Source organism: Paenibacillus agaridevorans (genome assembly GCF_003112455.1).
In the GTDB taxonomy this organism is placed as follows: Bacteria; Bacillota; Bacilli; order Paenibacillales; family Paenibacillaceae; genus Pristimantibacillus; species Pristimantibacillus agaridevorans.
Genome location: NZ_BDQX01000291.1, coordinates 1 through 18,744 on the forward strand (window position 1 = coordinate 1; position 18,744 = coordinate 18,744).

Sequence of the window (18,744 nt, forward strand, 5' to 3'; positions counted from 1 at the left end):
AGGTCCGTGTCCGGGTCCCCAAGGTCCGTGCCCTGGTCCCCAAGGTCCGTGTCCGGGCCCCCAAGGTCCTGGTCCGGGTCCCCAAGGTCCGTGTCCGGGTCCCCAAGGTCCTGGTCCGGGTCCCCAAGGTCCTGATCCGGGTCCCCAAGGACCTGAACCTCCCAGTCCCAGTCCAGGCAATAGAAGGGGCAGCAAGCTTCGTTCGCTGCTGCGAATGCTGCCCCCGCAGCCACAACCTCTGGTTGCTGCGTATCGTACGCTCATTTTATTATGTTGATCCTTGGTGTTGATGCTTGAGCTTATGTCTGTCATGTTGACCTCCGATCTCGATCTGAACGAATTAGGCGAATATCATAAAGTATCATATGCACTTTCGCCTATTCCGTGCGAATTCCGGAGATTGGTCCGTAGCTCCATCCTCTATATAACGCGGGCATCGTCAGCGGTACTGGCGGCAATCAGTTCAAGCCTGATGATAAAGCCAGCCGTAATGAGGCGGTGGCGATAATTGTTCGGATGCTGAACAAAATCTTTGACTACAAAGCATCCCCGCCGTCCATAAGGCGCGAAGACATACTTGCATGTTCAGACGATTTGAAGTCAGCCATTCTCGATATTTTTCGATAACTCAGTGGGCTCAATCCTGCCTCCCGCTTGAACAATGTACAGAACTGCGCGGTGGTCGAGAAGCCGCAGCCGGCGGCAATAGAGGATACCGTAACTTCGGTCTGCTCCAACTGTTTTTTCGCCAAGTCGATTCGTCGCTCCAATACATAATTCAACGGGGATACACCGTAGGCCAACTTGAACAGATGACGGAATCTATCGTAGCTATAGCCCGACATGCGCGCCAAGCTGGCGATATCGATCCGCTCTTGATAATGCTCGTCCATATAGTTGCGGGCAAAATAGAGCGGCCGATCCTGCTTGTCCCGTTCGGCTACGCCCCAAAGACGAAAGTGGGCAACGAGAAGCTCGCTTATACAGAGATTAAGCCGAATCGCATAAAGCGGCGGCTTGGCTGTGATTTCGTGCTGCATCGCGAGCAGCAGCTTGCCAATTGTGCAGTCGTCATCATCGTGATATAACCCTTCCCGAACGGAAGACGGAAACTCGGAATCGATCAGCCGGAAGCCGGCGCACAGCACTTCCGTAGCCTCGCGGCGAATCTCGTCGTGAAGCGTGTCGGGAGGTACGACAGCGTAGCTTCCGGGCTCATAGACGTATTCAGCCCGGCCGATGCGGGTTGACCCTCGTCCTTGCCGGTAATAAACAATTTCATAACAGCGATGCCGGTGCATGGAAACCGATGTTCCGGCCTCGTGCCAAGCTTGAAAGATGAAGTCTGTGCGAGCGCTCAACTCATTCGTCCTCTCCTTGGAATATAGCCGAATCATAAAATAAATTAGCCGGATGGTGTAACCATCATTCCTTAATTTTCTGTACAATTGGGTTGAAAATAAAATCATTAAACCAAATCATATAATTTTAGGGAGGTCCGGTCAATGATCAACAAGAAGGCGGCGCATATTATGTATCCAGAGCTTGATGAGAACTTTCGGATGGAACGCTTGAAACCCCGCGACGGAATAATTCGCATGGTGCTCGACACCGACACTTTCAACGAGATTGACGACCAGTTCGCACTTTCCCATGCGCTTCTGTCCCCGGAACGACTACGGCTGGAGGCGGTCTATGCCGCTCCTTTCTTTAACGATCTATCCAACGGACCCAAAGACGGGATGGAAAAAAGCTATGACGAAATCGTACACATTTTAACCAGGCTGCAGCGTATGAGAGAGGGGATCGTATTTCGCGGCTCGGAAAGCTATTTGCCCGGCGCGCATACGCCCGTCGACAGCCCGGCGGCGCGCGATCTCGTTGCCAAAGCGCTCGCGATGCCCGATGACGAACCGCTCTACGTCGCCGCGATCGGCGCAATCACGAATGTTGCGTCGGCGATTTTGCTGGAACCTTCCATTATTCGCAAAATCGTTGTCATTTGGCTCGGTGGTCACGCGCTCTCATGGAGGGATACGAAAGAATTCAATTTGGTTCAAGATATACATGCGGCGCGGGTCATTCTGGACAGCGGCGTACCGTCCGTCCTCATTCCATGCGCCGGCGTTGCTTCTCATCTGATTACAAGTTTGCCGGAGATCGAGCGTTATGTGCGAGGCAGAGGGGAAATTGGTGATTTTCTGGCGGAACGCTATGAAGGCTGCAGCAGCGATCATTTTGGATATTCCCGGGTTATTTGGGATTTGTCAGCTGTCGCGTACTTGCTGGATCCTTCGTATGTCCCGACCGATTTTGTGCATAGTCCGTTGCTGACGGATCAGGTGACCTGGAGCGTGGATCACGGCCGTCATTTCATTCGCTGCGCCAATGGGGTCAATCGGGATGCGATTTTCAAGGATTTGTTCCACAAGCTGGAGGAGCATGCGCAAGGCACACGTTAAAGTTTTCGACAGCGGCATATGGCCAAAAAGGAGTTGGCGTGTTCGCTGTTTAGTTGGGTGGGCGCTTTTACATGCTGCTTAGTGTGAATATTTATACCTGGCTTCAATGTGCAGATCGGTACAGAAAACCAGTTCACTCAAGAAAGCATCAATGGATCAAAAGGCAGAAATGGCGGTGCAGGGATTGAACCCGAGCACCGCCATTTCTTTGTTTTTGCTGTTTCTTTCATGAAGTGAGCTGTCTCATCAAGCGAATAAAACTGCTTTTGGGACTGCCTTTTCTCCGCTGAGGATATTCTTATTTGTTCTCACTTAGAAGGCTGCTTGTTAAGATTCGGCGTAGTACCAGTTCGTATCGAGACCTGTAATGGGACAGTAAGGGAACTTGTCGCCTTCTTTCAGCGTAAGACGGCGTCCCGCCTCACAGATGTAATCGCCTTCCCGTTCCGCGTATTCACCTGTTCGGTAAGAAGTATTCGTTGTACTCATTTCGAAAGCACCTCTTTCCATAGATTTGCAGCGTCGATGGGAGTTGCTACCGACTGTGCGGCTAGGTGATCGGCTGCTTGTTTATTCAATAACCTTGTTTGTCAAATTTGAAACATAACGTGGAGATGAATCTAATTCTGTTTAACGAAGCCGAGGTGTTTGCCGCATTCACACCCCGGGAGCCAGAAATCGAGAAGGTCATGTATAGCTGTAAGAAGAGCGCTGGTTTAACATGGAAATATATACCTGAGGGAATGTGTATAATAAGATGCGTAAGTCTATTTGTAAAAAGTTCAAAGGAGGATAACATGAATAAAAAAATCTGCACGTTTCTAATTGCTTTGAGTGTAATTTTAGTAGGATGTGGCAAAGAAAAGATAGAATATTTCGATACTTCTATCTCCAAAATTGATGATGAAAAGTTTTATATGAGTTGTCCGATTGATGATGGACCAGGTGACGATATAGGATACTATTGTGCGATAAAAATCGATAGTGAAATTATGTTCAAAGATATACAAGGGAATGAATTAAAACATGATGATTACAAGATAGGAGACAGTGTAAGAGTGGTTTTGACTGAACCACAAATTCTCAGCAAAAAGGATGTAATTCTTGATGTTCGTGAGATTAAACGCATCGCAGCCAGTGATTAGGTAATCTTCAGTGAAATTATGACGGGCGAGAACGAGCAAATGTGTATGAAAAAGCGAGTACAATGGGGCGCAGGCGGGCATGGACGAGCGAATGTGTATGAAAAAGCGAGTATAATGGGCCGCAGGCGGGCATGGACGAGCGAAAGTGTATGAAAAAGCGAGTACAATGGGCCGCAGGCGGGCATGGACGAGCGAATGTGTATGAAAAAGCGAGTACAATGGGGCGTTGGCGGGCATGGACGTGCGAATGTGTATGAAAAAACGAGTACAATGGGGCGCTGAGGGGCGAGAACGAGCAAATGTGTATGAAAAAGCGAGTACAATGGGGAGCTGGCGGGCGAGAACGAGCAAATGTGTATGAAAAAGCGAGTACAATGGGGCTTGGCAGGCGTGGGCGCCCACAAAAAAACGTCAACCGCCGGTGATCCGGAAGGTTGACGTTTTTTATATAGCCAAAGCGGATATTACTTAACCGCTGCTTCGTAACGTTTGCCCACTTCGTCCCAGTTCACAACGTTCCAGAACGCTGCGATGTAGTCAGGGCGTTTGTTTTGGTAGTTCAGGTAGTAAGCGTGCTCCCAAACGTCCAGGCCGAGGATTGGCGTTTCGCCTTCCATGATCGGGCTGTCTTGGTTAGGCAGGCTGTATACTTTCAGCTTGCCGTTAGCTACTGCCAGGAACGCCCAGCCGCTGCCGAAACGAGTAGCTGCAGCTTTAGCGAAGTCAGCTTTGAACGTGTCGAAGCCGCCCAGCTCGCTCTCGATAGCCGCTGCAAGTGCACCAGAAGGAGCGCCGCCCGCGTTCGGTCCGATTGTTTCCCAGAACAGGCTGTGGTTAGCATGTCCACCGCCATTGTTGCGGACAGCCGTACGGATCGACTCAGGTACGCTTGCAAGATCAGCGATCAAATCTTCGATCGATTTCTCTTGCAGCTCGGGAGCGGACTCCAGTGCAGCGTTCAGGTTCGTTACATAAGCGTTATGGTGACGTCCGTGATGGATTTCCATTGTCGTTGCGTCAATGTGCGGTTCCAAAGCGTTGTGCGCGTAAGGCAAAGCAGGAAGTTGATGTGCCATTGATAAGGTCCTCCTAAATGGTATGTAGTGTGTAATCATTCCCATTATCCTCTATCGGAATGAATAAATCAACATCGTTGTTGAAAAAGTCAAATGCTTGAACGCGACTTTCCCGCCGACATCAACCTGTAGATTTCCCATAGCTTCCTTGATTTATGCAAAAGAAGCGCATAATTATGGAAAAAATGAAAATTGCATAAGCAATAAATCGTGTAAGCGCTTAATATTAAGCGTTTTCAGTAGAAAATGGGCGATTTATATAGATTTTTTTAAGAATTTTAAATTTTTTAGTGTGATTTTGGCGGAATTCGTCGTATGATAGACAAGTACTCGACTATGACAAGGTATAGAAGGTGTTAAGGTATGAACGTTCGTTCCTTCCAATTATCCGATTACAAACCACTTACTGCATTGCTTGAGGAAGTGCTTACCGAGGAATGTTATGAGCAAACGATGGAAGCATTTGCTCGCCAATTGTCATGGGATAGCGAATTAGTGCTTGTCGCTGTCAAAGAATCAGAGATCGTGGGCATGATTATCGGCACGATCGACAATAACAAAGGGTATTATTATCGCATCGCAGTTTCCCCCGAGCATCAACGGATCGGCATCGGCAAGGCCCTTGTAACGGGCTTGCGCGGACGATTCGAACAGCGTGGCGTCAGCAAGATCCTTATTACGGCTGACGAACATAATGAGCCTGTACTGCCTCTGTATGAATCGATGGGGTACGAAACGTCGGATTTCTTCCATGCGTTCCAGAAGCTTAGCATTGTTGCCGGGTAAATAGAGAGTTAGTCCTTCAAGGACGGTATATTAGGGGCATATCCAGCATCGCCGTTGCAATTGGCGCTCGGATATGCTTTTCTTATTACTATATATGCGCGTTCGAACTACCATTAGCAAGGAGCATGGACAGCATGGAAAGATATGAACGATGCGTGATCAAAAGCTTCAAACACAATGGTCAAATCCATCGGCTCTGGCAGCAGAATTGGCTTGTGCCGAACGATGCGCTCGCACCCGGGCATCGGGCCGAATCGATGATCGTGCTCATTAACAGGCAGACTCCCATCCAGGAATCCGACGGCAAGCAGTGGATCAGCAGAGTACCGGCCGTGTCCTTCTTCATCCCCGGCGAGTGGTTTAATGTCGTTGCGCTGCTGGAAACAAGCGGGGTGCGCTATTATTGCAACGTGGCATCCCCTCCTTATTTGCAGGGCGGCGTATTGACGTACATCGACTATGATCTTGATGTCATTAGAACGGCCGACGGAAGCCGTTATATCGTCGATCAGGACGAATACGAACAGCACAAGCAGTTGTACCATTATCCAAGACAAGTCGAGGATAAGGTGCGGGAAGGGCTGAATGCTCTGTTGTCGCGGATTGAAAGCAGTCGTGAGCCGTTTCAGGACGACGTGGTGATACGTTACTACGAGGAATGGCTGACGAGGTTCGGAGAAGCCGAACAATGAAGACACTGCGACGCGAGTTGATGGATTGGCTAAAGACGATACTTTTATCATTAGGACTTGTATTGTTATTACATTATTTCGTATTTAACCTCTCCACCGTGGATGGCCGCTCCATGGAGCCTACGCTGGCACAAGACGAGTGGCTGTTCGTTAACAAAATCGGCTATTTGCTGGGGAGTCCTGGCCGGGGCGATGTCATCGTGCTGAAGGATCCGTCGGGATCGGAGGGCAAGTTGCGATATCTCGTAAAGCGAATCGTCGGCATGCCGGGCGACCGGGTCGAGATAGCGGGGCAGCAGTTGTATATTAACGGCGAGCTGGTGGACGAGCCATATACGGATTCGCCTATCGAAGGTATGAACTACGGACCTGAAGTTATACAGCAAGGGCATTTTTTCGTTATGGGAGACAATCGGCGTGAGCGGGCGAGCCTGGATAGCCGAACGTTTCATGCCGTACCGAGAGAACTAATCATAGGCCGTGCGGAAGCGATAGTATGGCCAATCCCGCAGTTGAGGCTGTTGTAAAAGTCAGGATATATCAAGATCTATGCTAGAAAGAATGGGGGGGTACCAATGAAAGATGTCATGATCTATACAGACGGAGCCTGCTCGGGCAATCCGGGCCCCGGCGGCTGGGGAGCCGTATTGTTTTACGGTGCGCACAAAAAGGAGATTTCCGGCGGGGAGAAGGCGACGACGAATAACCGGATGGAAATCCAGGCCGTGATCGAAGGGCTCGCGCTGCTTAAGGAGCCTTGCACGGTCAAAGTGTACAGCGATTCTGCCTATGTCGTTAATTGCTTCCAAAAGGGCTGGATTCATGGCTGGCTGCGCAACGGCTGGAAGAACAGCAAGAAGGAGCCCGTGGAGAATCAGGATCTGTGGAAGCAGCTGTGGGAGCTGATGGGCAAGCACAAGGTGGAGTATGTAAAGGTGAAAGGCCATAGCGACAATGAATGGAACAATCGCTGCGACGAGTTGGCGCGCGAAGCGATCAAACGGTTATAAGCCGATGGCGATGACAGACGAGTGGCAAGCGTTGAAAGACGAGATGAAAGAGGCTGCGCAAAGTTTGGGAATCGATGCGATTGGCGTCGCATCGTCGGACCCATTCGTAACGCTCAAGCAACGCCTCATTCGGCATCGCGAGCTCGGCTATGAATCCGGCTTCGAGGAGCAAGATATCGAGAAACGCACGAACCCGTCGCTGATTTTCGACCGACCCCAAAGCATTATAGCGATAGCGGTTGCGTACCCATCCAAGCTCATCGACCCGCCGAAGTCGGAACCCGGCGCCAGGAGAGGCATCATGTCCAGGTCCGCATGGGGCGAGGACTACCACAAAATATTGCGCGACCGTCTGGCGAGGCTCGAGCAATGGCTGAGGGAGCGCGTTCCGAACGTGCGAGTCGAAAGCATGGTGGATACAGGAGAGCTGTCGGATCGGGCAGTTGCCGAGCGGGCAGGTCTTGGCTGGAGCGCCAAAAACTGCTCGATTATCTCCCCCGAACTGGGCTCCTGGATTTATCTGGGCGAGATGATTACCAATCTTCCGCTCCCCCCCGACGAGCCCGTAACGGAAGGCTGCGGCTCTTGCACGAAGTGTATCGACGCTTGTCCCACCGGGGCGATCGTCGCTCCGGGCCAACTGAACGCTCAGCGCTGCATCTCTTACGTGACCCAGACGAAGGGAATGGTGACGGACGAATTTATGCGCAAGATCGGGAATCGACTTTACGGCTGCGATACATGCCAGATCGTATGTCCCGTCAACCGGGGCAAAAACTGGACCAATCAGCCCGAGCTGCAGCCGGATAACGAGCTCGCCAAGCCGCTTCTCATTCCTCTGTTGACGATGGGGAACAAGGAGTTCAAGGAGCGTTATGGTCATACCTCCTCCGCTTGGCGCGGACGGAAGCCGATTCAGCGCAACGCGGTCATCGCGCTTGGCAACTTTAAGGAAGCAAGTGCCGTACCGGACCTTATTCGTGTACTCCACGATGATCCCAGGCCGGTGCTGCGCGGGACGGCTGCCTGGTCGCTTGGCCGGATCGGCGGCGAGGCCGCGGCAAAAGCTCTGGAACAGGCTTCGATGAGGGAACGGGACGAGGAAGCCATTGCTTCGATCGAAGCGGCAATAGGGGCGATTCGGGAGCGAGAACGCGCGTAATTCGCCTAATTATACGCGCTGGGCTGCCAGGGGACTATACAACCGTTTTACCTTGCGCGAATTCATTGCGCCGCAGGGCTTGGACATGCTATGATACATGGATGTCAGCTTTGTAAGTGTTATCGAAATATGGAAAGGTGCAGGTGAACGGCATGGAATGGTACAATATCGTAATCCCGATCGTTACTTTGATTCTCGGAGCGGTTGGCGGATTTCTTATCGGCGTTTTCTATCTTCGCAGACAGATCGAGCGTATGCAAAACGATCCTGCGATGATTCAGAAGATGGCGAAGCAAATGGGCTACAATCTAAACAAACAACAAATGTCGAAAGCTCAAAATATGATGAAAAATCAAAAGTTTCCCCGCAAATAACGGGGGACCGGCAGTGAGCGGAAGGAGCGGTGGCGAATGGCGGGACGGAAGGATTACGTCAATTCGAAAGTGGCAAGCAACCGGGAGCAAATCGAACATCATGTGAAGGAAATTCTAAAGCTGATCGGCGAGGATGTCGAGCGAGAAGGACTTCTCGAAACGCCGGCGCGGGTTACACGGATGTATGAGGAAATTTTCGCGGGCTACGATGTCGATCCCCGCGAAGTGCTCGGCGTGTCATTCGACGAGCAGCACGAAGAGCTGGTCATCGTCAGAGACATCGTCTATTACAGCCTATGCGAGCATCATATGGCGCCTTTCTTCGGGAAGGCTCATATCGGCTATATTCCCAGCGGCAAGATCGCGGGACTTAGCAAGCTGGCGCGTCTGGTCGATGCGATTACGCGAAAGCTTCAAGTGCAGGAGCGAGTTACGACGCAGATCGCGGATATTCTGGAGCAAGAACTTTCTCCCCATGGCGTGATGGTCGTCGTGGAGGGGGAGCATCTCTGCATGTGCTCCAGAGGCGTTAAGAAGCCTGGCAGCAAGACGGTAACTTCTGCCGTTCGAGGCGAATTCAGAACAAGCTCGCCGCTGCGCTCGGAATTTCTGGCATTGCTGAAGCAATAACCTTTTAGAAGGAACGCAAGAAAGGAGCAAGGAAGCTGCCCGCATTTATCAGGGCATTCTCCTTGCTCCTTTTCTATTGTTCAACAGCCGCGACTTGGACGGCGGGCTCGCCTTCATGCTCCGCCGCGATGACAGAATCGACCTGGCTGAGGAACATCGCGGCTCGGCCGATGTATTCTGTAGGATGCTTCCGGAAGATCATTTCGTGTTGTCCATCCTCCACAATCCAGGAGCGGGACATCGCATTTTTTTGGTTTGCAGAGATCGCTTGCGCCGTCTCGTAAGACGCCTTGGCGTCCTTTGTCCCGTGTATGATGTAGATGGGCATATCGTAGGGATGCGCTACAACTTCCTCCGCCGGAATGGATCCGAAGTCCGTACCGGTCCAGAGCGGAATCATCGTCTCGATGAGAGGGAGCGACGGGAATCTCGGAAGCTCCACGAACTGGTTCAAATTATCGAACAGCGCTTCCGAGCTCGGGACGAACAGACTATCCAGAATCATCGCGTCGATTTCGTCCGTTACGAGCGCCGTCTGGAGCGCCGTGCCCGCACCCATGGAGAATCCCCATACGACGATATCCTCCGCGCCGCGGGAACGCGCGTAGTTGACGGAAGCCAGCAGTTGCTGCGATTCCTCTCGGCCTCCTGTAGCGGGAGCCTTGTATTGTTTGGAGGCATAGCCGTAATCGAATAACAGGACATTGTAGCTTAGATCGTGGAGCAGCTTGGCGAGATCGTACATGGGCACCCAGCTCTCCTCGCGGTTCGCGCCGTATCCGTGACTAAAGACGACGGTACGTTTCGAAAAATCGCTAGAACCATCTACTGCCGGAGCGGGAAGATACCAGCCGCTGACGGTCGTCTCGCCGCTATGGCTCGGGTATATAACTTCCTCGTAATCGATGCCGATCGCTTCCTTGGGATTGGAGGCAAGCGGGGCAACATAAGGATAAGCCAGCATCCACGCTACATAACCATGGAAAATGACTATCGCGATAAAAAACATGGCAATTATAGCTGCAATCGTTGCAATCCATTTATGCTTGCGCCGCTGGGCTACAGCAAGACTGGTTTTTAGAAAGGGTGGAAGGGGCAAGGCTTGAGGGACGGCGCTTAGTCCAACGCTCTCAAGCGGCTGCGGAGTTCCGATCGTTGCGTTCATCGTCATGCCCTCCTTCTGCAAAAAGCGATTATGTTATGAAGACGATGTAAGCGCTATTAATTGTATAGTACTTTAATCGTAGTCCTATACGGGCGGCCTGTCAATTCATGTCGAGGCATTGTTAGGGGGATGTTAATAGACTGTAATCATTTTGTAATGATTCAATGATCTTTACGTCCATGGAGCGATTCATGTATACTAATGAGAATAGATTTCAATCATTATGGAATTCGGTTTCATTCATTGAAACTTAATGGGGATATATATATTATAAATAGAGGAGGTGCGTGTTCGTGGAGGATGGGAAATCGACCGTGCGAGCCGTTGACCGCGCGTTGGATATATTGTTGTGCTTTACGCATCGAACCGATTGGGCAATGACGGAGATTGCGGAACATGTCGGCTTGCACAAAAGTACCGTGCATCGGATGCTCGCTACCCTCGAAGAGAAGGGTTTTATCGAGCGCGACCGTTCGACGGACCGCTACCATCTGGGATTGCGGATGTGGGAGCTGTCGGCCAACTTGTCGGGCTCCGACGACCAGGCAACAATCTGGCTGCCGGAAATGGTGCGTCTGCGCGATCAGTTGGGCGAGACTGTCAGTATCTACGTACGGGACGGCTCGGAGCGGATTCGCATACAAGCAGTACAGAGCAACCAGGCTGTGCGCCGCGTGGCGCCGATTGGCGTCAGGCTGCCGCTCTATGCCGGCGCGTCAAGCAAGGTGCTGATTGCCTTTTCCGAGGAGTCGGTAAGGAACAGTATCCTCGAATCGCTGGAGTGGCCGGATTCTTTTGATAAGGAGCAGTACTCGAGGAATCTGACAGAGGTGACGGAGCTGGGTTATGCGACAAGCTTCGAGGAACGCGAAGCCGGCGCCGCGGCGCTATCGGCTCCCATCTTTGATCGATCCGGCAATCTGTCTGCGGCGTTATCCGTTTCCGGGCCCTCCAGCCGCATGACGCTAAAGACGATGCGCGGATATGCCCCGGTCATTCAAGAATCGGCAAAGCGGATGGGGACGATGAGCAAGTAAGCGCGGGATGAAAAAAGAACCCCACACACCAAAATAGTGTAGTGAGGTTCTTTTTGTTTAATCACTATTTCTTAGTTCATGTTCGCGATCATTTGGCGAAGCACCGTTTGGAGGATGCCTCCGTTACGGTAGTAGTCCACGTCCACAAGGGAGTCCAGACGAACGATCGCTGGGAATTCGAACGTAGTGCCGTCTTCGCGGGTAGCTTTAACGGTTACGGTTTCGCCAGGCTTAACATCGTTGGACAAGCCGACGATGTCGAACGTTTCGCGACCCGTAATGCCAAGCGTACTCCAGCCATTGCCTTCCTGGAATTGCAGCGGGAGAACGCCCATGCCGACCAGGTTGGAGCGGTGAATCCGCTCGAAGCTTTCAGCGATGACTGCTTTCACGCCCAGGAGGTAAGTGCCTTTGGCTGCCCAGTCGCGGGAGCTGCCCGTTCCGTATTCCTTGCCTGCGATAACGACAAGGTTTTTGCCTTCGGCTTGATACTTCATGGATGCATCGTAGATCGACATGACTTCGCCGGTCGGCAGGTAAGTCGTTACGCCGCCCTCTGTGCCCGGAGCCACTTGGTTACGAATCCGGATGTTGGCGAACGTGCCGCGCATCATGACTTCATGGTTGCCGCGACGGGAGCCGTAGGAGTTGAAGTCCTTGCGCTCTACGCCGTTGTCGATCAAATATTTGCCGCCCGGGCTGTTAACCGTAATGTTGCCCGCAGGGGAGATATGGTCCGTCGTAACGGAATCGCCCATGAGCGCAAGCACGCTTGCCGAAGGGATATCGGAGATATCGGAAAGTTCGGAGCCCAGGTTCTCGAAGAACGGCGGGTTCTGGATGTAAGTCGACTTCGCATCCCACTCGTAGCTTTCGCCTTCCGGCACGTCGATGGCGTTCCAACGCTCGTTCTGCGTAAATACGTTCTCGTATTTGTCGTTGAACATTTGCGGATTCAGCGCCGTTGCGACAGCGTCTTTGATCTCGGCGTTCGTTGGCCAGATGTCCTTGAGGTACACCGGCTGGCCATCTTGGTCGTGACCGATCGGATCGTTCGTAAGATCGATATTAACCGTGCCTGCAAGCGCGTAAGCAACGACAAGCGGCGGCGAAGCCAGGTAATTGGCTTTTACTTGCGCATGGACGCGGCCTTCGAAGTTACGGTTGCCAGACAATACGGCAGCTACCGTCATATCGTTGTCGGCAATAGCCTTGCTTACTTCGTCAGGAAGCGGGCCGGAGTTGCCGATGCAAGTCGCGCAGCCGTAGCCGGCAACGTGGAAGCCAAGCGCTTCGAGCGAGTCAAGCAGATTGGCTTTTTTCAGGTACTCCGTTACAACCAGAGAGCCTGGAGTCAGGGAGCTCTTTACATAGGCAGGTTTCGTAAGGCCGCGCTCGACGGCTTTTTTCGCGACGAGACCCGCGCCGAGCATAACGCTAGGGTTGGATGTATTCGTACAGCTTGTGATCGCGGCGATCACGACCGCGCCAGTGCCCATTTTGGATTGAACGCCATCATTGTGCTGTACCGGAACCTGCTCAGCGATCTTTTCGTCGGACAGGCCGTAGCCGCCTTTATCGATCGGAGTACGGATAATATCATTGAAAGCTTCCTTCATCGACGTCAGCTCGACGCGGTCCTGAGGACGCTTCGGTCCAGCAAGGGAAGGAACGATCGAAGACAGATCCAGCTCGATTACGTCGGTGAACACAGGGTCGGGAGTCTCGTCCGTACGGAACATGTCCTGTGCTTTGTAGTAAGCTTCTACCAACGCGATTTGCTCTTCCTTGCGGCCTGTTTGGCGCATGAAGTCCAGCGTCTCGCCATCGACAGGGAAGAAGCCGATCGTAGCGCCGTATTCCGGAGCCATGTTGGCAACGGTAGCGCGGTCCGCCAGGCTGATGTTGGAGAGGCCGGGTCCGAAGAACTCGACGAACTTGCCGACAACGCCTTTTTTGCGGAGGATCTGGGTAACGGTGAGAGCAAGGTCGGTAGCCGTGGAACCTTCCGCCAGGCTGCCCGTCAGCTTAAAGCCGATAACCTCCGGCATAACGAAGTACAGCGGTTGACCCAGCATGCCGGCTTCCGCCTCGATGCCGCCAACGCCCCAGCCCACAACGCCAAGACCATTGATCATTGTCGTATGGGAATCCGTGCCGACCAGGGAATCCGGATAAACGACCGTCTCGCCGTCAACCGTCTTTGTAGCCGCTACGGAAGCCAGGTATTCCAGGTTAACCTGGTGAACGATGCCCGTGCCCGGAGGAACGGCGCGGAAGTTATCGAATGCCGTCTGCGCCCAGCGCAGGAAGCGGTAACGCTCTTCGTTGCGTTCGAATTCGACTTTCGTGTTGTACTCAAGCGCTTGAGGGCTGCCGAAGGCGTCTACCATGATGGAGTGGTCGATTACGAGATCGACCGGCACGAGCGGGTTAATGTTTTTCGGATCTCCGCCGGCTTTTTTGACGGTGTCGCGCATTGCCGCAAGGTCGACGACGACCGGTACGCCCGTGAAGTCCTGAAGAACGATGCGGGCGGGAATGAAAGGAATTTCCTTGTCTTCGCGACCGTTTGCCCAGTTGGCCAATTGCTTAACATGTTCGGGAGTAATGCCGCGGCCGTCGAATTGACGAACGGCTGCCTCCAGCAAAACTTTGATGGAAAACGGAAGCTTGGAAATGTCGCCCAGGCCTTGCTCTTCCAGACCGCCGAGACGGTAGTAGGCATAAGATTTGCCGCCCGATTCCAGTGTCGTGCGAACAGAATATTGATTTTGTTTGGACATCATTATTCTCCTCTTCTAAAAAAATGATCGTTGTTTCATTCTGTGAAACACGATTTCAAAAACCTTATGCCTCTAGTATAGCTTTAAAACAGGGCATCGTAAAGTCCAATTATGACCACAATTCACATGATTTCGCGGGCTCCGTCATATAATGAACCAGTTGTTCTATGCGCGTCTCGCAAGGACGGTGACTCCCTTCTTGCAAGCGCGTTCGGTGTCGGAACGAAACGCGCTGCACCTTCAAAGGACGGCGACAGCCGTTTCACCTTGTTCATGGATATTGATTGATAGCCAGGAGGGATTACGATGTCCAAATCAAGCAGTCGAATCGGGGCCGCCGGCGGGCGGCAGAAGCGCGCCGCGAAAACGTTGCCGACAGCCGGAACTCCGAATCGGCGGCCGCGCTTCGAGCCGGCGCCCGAGCGGATGACCAATGCCTCGGAGAAGGAAGCGAAGCTCAGCTCGCTTTTGCAGTCCTCCGGACTTGTCTCTCAGCCGCATGAGGGAAAGAAGGACTGGAAGGCGGCGATTCAGCGTTATGTCCGCTTGTACAATCAAGCGGAGACGGATCAGCATGCGCGGGTCCTGACGGATTACGTACTTGATCCCGTTCACGGCGAACGATTCGGCAAACGGCTGCAGAGGCTTCGCGAGCGGGATTTGTTCCGCGGCGTTCTTCCCGCGGGGAGCGAGACGAAAGCCGAGTTGATCCGAGTGAACGAGTCTGCCGGCGAAGTGTCCGTCCTGCTGCGCCTGCACGTAAAGCGCAGAATGGAACAGTCGGGATTATTCTACATGGAAGAGCGTTATGAAATCGAACGACTCTGGCTAAGGCTTGCGGACGGGGGATGGCAAGTCATGCAGATCGAACCCGTCATTGCCGAACGTCGTCCCAAGTACGGGGCATCCGTTCATGAATGGCAAGAGGAGCAGGAATCAGCTCCTGACGCCGCGGCGATCGCGCCGTCAATGCCTTACTTAAATTATGACCTAATGCCGGGTTTCAAACTCCGGTCTGCAGCTATTCGTTACAGGAGGGATTTGGCTGCCGCCTATGCTGATCGTTGGTGGAACGAAGGCAACCCGGCTTATGAGCTGTTCGAGGTGAATTGCACGAATTACGTTTCCCAATGTCTCTTTGCAGGCAATGCAACGATGGACTATACTGGTAGAAGGGGCAGCGGATGGTGGTACAAGGGCCGCAACAAAGGCCAGGAGTGGTGGAGCTACAGCTGGGCAGTCGCCAATTCCATGACGGCGTTTTTGAGCGCCGCCCGCAAATCCGGACTTCGCGCCACTATGGTGCAATCGGCGGGCGAGCTCGGGCTCGGCGACGTCATTACTTATGATTGGAATGGCGACGGGAGATTCCAGCACAGCACCATCGTCACCGCCTTCGATTCCGCAGGCCAGCCGCTCGTGAACGCCAATACGGTCGCCAGCAGGCACCGTTACTGGGATTATCGCGATTCTTATGCTTGGACGCCTGCGACAAGATATCGTTTCTTCCATATCTCCGATATGATCTGATGTTGATTCGGCATGGCAGCGCAGGCGACCTGAGCGCAAATATATAAACGTACCGGAGGATTGCCATGGGGAGCAAAGTTAGAGTAGGTCTTGTATACGGGGGGAAATCCGGAGAGCACGAGGTGTCTCTGCAGACGGCATTCGCCGTAATGGGCGAGTTCGATTACGGACAATACGAAATCAAACCTTTTTATATTACAAAGCAAGGCGAATGGAAGAGCGGTCCCGTTTTGCTGTCTCCGCCGGAGTCGGCGGAGGCGCTGAGATTCCAATCCAGCGAAAACGGCTCGTCCGGCTCGCTGGCGCCGCTGTTTGCTGCGCTTGACAACGGTTCGGGACAAGTTGGCCATACGGCAATCGTTCCCGGCGGCGAGGCGCATATTAGCGGACAGACTGACGTTATCGCGATTAGCGGCGATACGCCGGCCGAGGCGCCGATCGACGTCATGTTCCCGCTCTTGCACGGCACGTTCGGAGAAGACGGCACGATCCAGGGTTTGTTCGAGATGGCGAATATCCCTTATGTAGGCGCCGGCGTTCTCGCCTCTGCCGTAGGGATGGACAAGATCATGATGAAGAAGGTATTCGCGCAGGAGGGACTGCCGCAATGCGTCTTCCGGTATTTCAACCGCACGCAATGGGAGAAGGACGCTTCCTTTTTCATTATGGAATGCGAAGTGTCGCTCGGCTATCCTTGTTTCGTAAAGCCGGCCAATCTGGGCTCCAGCGTAGGCGTGTCCAAGGCTCGCAACAGGGAAGAACTGATCGAGGCGGTTAATTATGCGCTGCGCTTCGACCGCAAGGTCATCGTCGAGGAGTTTGTAGACGCGCGCGAGATCGAGGTTAGCGTCCTCGGCAACGACGAACCGAAGGCATCCGTGCCCGGCGAAATTGCGCCTTCTAATGAATTTTACGATTATAAGGCAAAATATATCGATGGCAAGTCCAGCATGATCATTCCGGCAGAGCTGCCGGAAGGGATCGCGGAGCAAGTACGCGAGCTGGCCGTGCGGGCATTTCTGGCGATCGACGGCTCGGGACTATCGCGCGTGGATTTCTTCCTGCGCAAGGAAGACAACAAGCTGTTCATTAACGAGGTCAATACGCTGCCGGGCTTTACGCCATTTAGCATGTATCCGCTCATGTGGCGCGAATCCGGACTGCCCTATAAAAAGTTGCTTACCAGCTTGATCGATCTGGCTGTCGAACGCCATGCTGCCAAGCAACGTATCGATTACACGGGAGAAAGCGTGCAATAAATGCGAGTTCAAAAAGCAGGAAGGGACTTTCGGCAGCGGCCGGGGCGCGCAAGAAGCGTCTCGGCTGTACCCGTCCATATAGGGCAATTATGATTGCAGCTAATCGATATACAAGGGAGGCATACATATGGGATTCGAGACGGAGTTTAACTCGGTATGCAAGTTTAAGTCGGAGCAGGAGTTATATGAATTGTTGGAGTACGGCAAGGGCAAGATGGTAAAAAGCGGTTTCCGCGTTTTCCCGACAGGGCAAAAGGTCATCGCCTATACGCCAGGCAACCAGGCAATTGCCATCGTACGCATACTGGCGTCGATCGCGGAGATCAATTTCCAGGGAGAAGAAGTCACCCAAGTGGAGATGGAGCTTGTGCGCAAGCTGACGGAAGAAGAATCAAGGGTGCAGACAGCGCTTGCGTACGAAATGTTTTTCGGAGAGCGGGAATAAACCATGATTGTAAGGTTCGGATTCGTCGCCATGAGTCTGGTCGTCCAGAACGCCTCGCCTTCCCGTACGCAGACTTATGCCAACTTCTCGAAGCTGGGCGATCGCGATGCGGCGCTCAGAAGGCTGGAGAGGCTGGCAGAAGAGAACTTGGGGAACACGCTGCGGATTCTGAAACATTGTATGGCGCACGATATTCGAATGTATCGGTTCTCCTCCAAGCTGATTCCGCTCGCCACTCATGATGCATTGTTAGACTGGGACCCGTTCCAGGCGTTGCAAGAGGCCTTTCGCGAGGTGGGCGATTATGCACGGAAGCAAGGCATACGTGTCTCCTTCCATCCCGATCACTTCTGCGTATTCAGTACGCCGCGTCCCGAAGTGCTGCAGAGCTCCATCAGGGATATGGAGTACCATGTAAGGATGCTTGAAGCAATGGGGCTGGACGAGCGCAGCAAAAATAACATCCATATGGGCGGCGCTTATGGAGACAAGCCTGCTTCGGCCGAACGTTTCGTTCGCCAATTCGGAGAGCTGGAAGATCGAATAAAGCGGCGTGTGACGCTCGAGAACGATGATAAGACGTTTAACGTAAAGGAGACGCTGGCAGCGGCGGAGGAGGCAGGCGTGCCCATGGTGCTCGACATCCATCATCACGCCGTTAATCCAGGCGACATTCCGGAGGACGAGCTTACAGAAGCGCTTTGGCCCCGCATCTCGGAAACCTGGCGAATAGAGCGGGACAGACTGGGACTCGGCACTGAGCAGGAGTTGCCTCCCAAGATTCATGTCTCCAGTCCCAAGAGCCTTTCCGATCCGCGCGGCCATGCCGATCTGGTTGCTGCGGAGCCCGTGCTGGCCTTCTTGCGGCAAGCGGCGCGAACGACGTCGGCGCTTGATTGTATGCTGGAGGCAAAGCACAAGGACGCAGCGCTATTCCGGCTGATGGAGGATCTGAAGGAGCTGGAGCGGAGAGGCGAAGGGGTAAAGGTGCTGGACGGCGGCTGTGTGGAGATTGAACCGAACGGATAATAATGGCATGGTTCTACGATTGAGAATTTTGTCAAGCGATTCGGAATAGATAAGGTGGCTTTCAAAGAATGGAATGGATTTTGTTAATGCTGCTGGGCGTTGTGGCTGCCGCTTTCGGCAGTCTCGTCGGGGTGGGCGGGGGGGTCATCATCGTTC

19 protein-coding genes and 2 pseudogenes are annotated in these 18,744 nt (G+C 53.0%); 16 read left to right on the plus strand and 5 right to left on the minus strand.

Annotated elements, in window-relative coordinates:
- Positions 1-432: 432 nt before the first annotated feature.
- Positions 433-627: pseudogene (locus PAT3040_RS40110) on the plus strand (hypothetical protein); the annotation flags it as partial.
- On the opposite strand, the gene PAT3040_RS23995 reads toward PAT3040_RS40110, so the two are convergent.
- On the minus strand, positions 537-1,361 hold the full coding sequence (locus PAT3040_RS23995; protein ID WP_181376800.1) for an AraC family transcriptional regulator: 825 nt from the start codon (positions 1,359-1,361) through the stop codon (positions 537-539). The pseudogene PAT3040_RS40110 and the gene PAT3040_RS23995 overlap by 91 nt on opposite strands.
- 144 nt (positions 1,362-1,505) lie before the next feature.
- Here PAT3040_RS23995 and PAT3040_RS24000 point away from each other — a divergent pair, with 144 nt between their 5' ends.
- Positions 1,506-2,462, plus strand: coding sequence for a nucleoside hydrolase (locus PAT3040_RS24000; protein WP_258235128.1), 957 nt, complete (start codon positions 1,506-1,508; stop codon positions 2,460-2,462).
- A 327-nt stretch (positions 2,463-2,789) separates the two neighbouring features.
- Here the strand turns inward: PAT3040_RS24000 and PAT3040_RS37365 are convergent, their stop codons facing one another.
- Positions 2,790-2,951, minus strand: coding sequence for a hypothetical protein (locus PAT3040_RS37365; protein ID WP_179215706.1), 162 nt, complete (start codon positions 2,949-2,951; stop codon positions 2,790-2,792).
- Between the two features lie 308 nt (positions 2,952-3,259).
- Between PAT3040_RS37365 and PAT3040_RS24005 the strand changes: the two genes are divergently transcribed.
- Complete coding sequence (locus PAT3040_RS24005) at positions 3,260-3,607, plus strand: hypothetical protein (RefSeq protein WP_108994674.1); 348 nt, start codon at positions 3,260-3,262, stop codon at positions 3,605-3,607.
- A 464-nt stretch (positions 3,608-4,071) separates the two neighbouring features.
- Here PAT3040_RS24005 and PAT3040_RS24010 read toward each other — a convergent pair whose 3' ends face one another.
- A complete protein-coding gene (locus PAT3040_RS24010) occupies positions 4,072-4,683 on the minus strand; it encodes a superoxide dismutase (protein ID WP_087569821.1) in 612 nt (203 codons plus the stop codon).
- A gap of 363 nt (positions 4,684-5,046) precedes the next feature.
- On the opposite strand from PAT3040_RS24010, the gene PAT3040_RS24015 reads away from it, so the two are divergent.
- The 7 genes from PAT3040_RS24015 to folE all read left to right on the plus strand — a co-directional run bounded on the left by PAT3040_RS24015 (position 5,047) and on the right by folE (position 9,337).
- Positions 5,047-5,469: a GNAT family N-acetyltransferase gene (locus tag PAT3040_RS24015; protein WP_087569820.1), complete on the plus strand. Its 423-nt coding sequence runs from the start codon at positions 5,047-5,049 to the stop codon at positions 5,467-5,469.
- Positions 5,470-5,603: 134 nt separating this feature from the next.
- Positions 5,604-6,161: a DUF402 domain-containing protein gene (locus tag PAT3040_RS24020; RefSeq protein ID WP_108994675.1), complete on the plus strand. Its 558-nt coding sequence runs from the start codon at positions 5,604-5,606 to the stop codon at positions 6,159-6,161.
- Positions 6,158-6,688 (plus strand): signal peptidase I, encoded by a 531-nt coding sequence (gene lepB / locus PAT3040_RS24025; protein ID WP_258235129.1) that lies wholly within the window; start codon positions 6,158-6,160, stop codon positions 6,686-6,688. Before PAT3040_RS24020 ends, lepB begins: the two co-directional genes overlap by 4 nt.
- Before the next feature lie 48 nt (positions 6,689-6,736).
- Positions 6,737-7,171: a ribonuclease HI gene (gene rnhA / locus PAT3040_RS24030; RefSeq protein WP_087569817.1), complete on the plus strand. Its 435-nt coding sequence runs from the start codon at positions 6,737-6,739 to the stop codon at positions 7,169-7,171.
- A gap of 4 nt (positions 7,172-7,175) precedes the next feature.
- The gene (queG, locus tag PAT3040_RS24035) at positions 7,176-8,333 is read left to right on the plus strand and encodes a tRNA epoxyqueuosine(34) reductase QueG (RefSeq protein WP_373863971.1); all 1,158 of its coding nucleotides are present in this window, start codon (positions 7,176-7,178) and stop codon (positions 8,331-8,333) included.
- A gap of 152 nt (positions 8,334-8,485) precedes the next feature.
- Entirely contained in the window at positions 8,486-8,707 is a 222-nt protein-coding gene (locus PAT3040_RS24040) for a YneF family protein (protein WP_087569900.1), read from the plus strand.
- A 36-nt stretch (positions 8,708-8,743) separates the two neighbouring features.
- Complete coding sequence (gene folE, locus PAT3040_RS24045) at positions 8,744-9,337, plus strand: GTP cyclohydrolase I FolE (RefSeq protein WP_087569816.1); 594 nt, start codon at positions 8,744-8,746, stop codon at positions 9,335-9,337.
- A 73-nt stretch (positions 9,338-9,410) separates the two neighbouring features.
- On the opposite strand, the gene PAT3040_RS24050 is transcribed toward folE, so the two are convergent.
- Complete coding sequence (locus tag PAT3040_RS24050) at positions 9,411-10,502, minus strand: alpha/beta hydrolase (RefSeq protein ID WP_108994677.1); 1,092 nt, start codon at positions 10,500-10,502, stop codon at positions 9,411-9,413.
- A gap of 293 nt (positions 10,503-10,795) precedes the next feature.
- Between PAT3040_RS24050 and PAT3040_RS24055 the strand changes: the two genes are divergently transcribed.
- Positions 10,796-11,539, plus strand: a complete 744-nt coding sequence (locus PAT3040_RS24055) for an IclR family transcriptional regulator (RefSeq protein WP_087569815.1) — start codon at positions 10,796-10,798, stop codon at positions 11,537-11,539.
- Between the two features lie 71 nt (positions 11,540-11,610).
- Here the strand turns inward: PAT3040_RS24055 and acnA are convergent, their stop codons facing one another.
- Complete coding sequence (gene acnA, locus PAT3040_RS24060; protein WP_108994678.1) at positions 11,611-14,325, minus strand: aconitate hydratase AcnA; 2,715 nt, start codon at positions 14,323-14,325, stop codon at positions 11,611-11,613.
- A 306-nt stretch (positions 14,326-14,631) separates the two neighbouring features.
- Between acnA and PAT3040_RS24065 the strand changes: the two genes are divergently transcribed.
- From PAT3040_RS24065 to PAT3040_RS40500, 5 genes and pseudogenes are all read left to right on the plus strand, one after another.
- The gene (locus PAT3040_RS24065) at positions 14,632-15,855 is read left to right on the plus strand and encodes an amidase domain-containing protein (protein ID WP_258235130.1); all 1,224 of its coding nucleotides are present in this window, start codon (positions 14,632-14,634) and stop codon (positions 15,853-15,855) included.
- Positions 15,856-15,920: 65 nt separating this feature from the next.
- A complete protein-coding gene (locus tag PAT3040_RS24070) occupies positions 15,921-17,114 on the plus strand; it encodes a D-alanine--D-alanine ligase (RefSeq protein ID WP_108994679.1) in 1,194 nt (397 codons plus the stop codon).
- A gap of 127 nt (positions 17,115-17,241) precedes the next feature.
- Positions 17,242-17,559: a hypothetical protein gene (locus PAT3040_RS24075; protein ID WP_108994680.1), complete on the plus strand. Its 318-nt coding sequence runs from the start codon at positions 17,242-17,244 to the stop codon at positions 17,557-17,559.
- 3 nt (positions 17,560-17,562) lie between these two features.
- Positions 17,563-18,588: a UV DNA damage repair endonuclease UvsE gene (uvsE, locus tag PAT3040_RS24080; RefSeq protein ID WP_108994681.1), complete on the plus strand. Its 1,026-nt coding sequence runs from the start codon at positions 17,563-17,565 to the stop codon at positions 18,586-18,588.
- 68 nt (positions 18,589-18,656) lie between these two features.
- Positions 18,657-18,744: pseudogene (locus PAT3040_RS40500) on the plus strand (sulfite exporter TauE/SafE family protein); the annotation flags it as partial.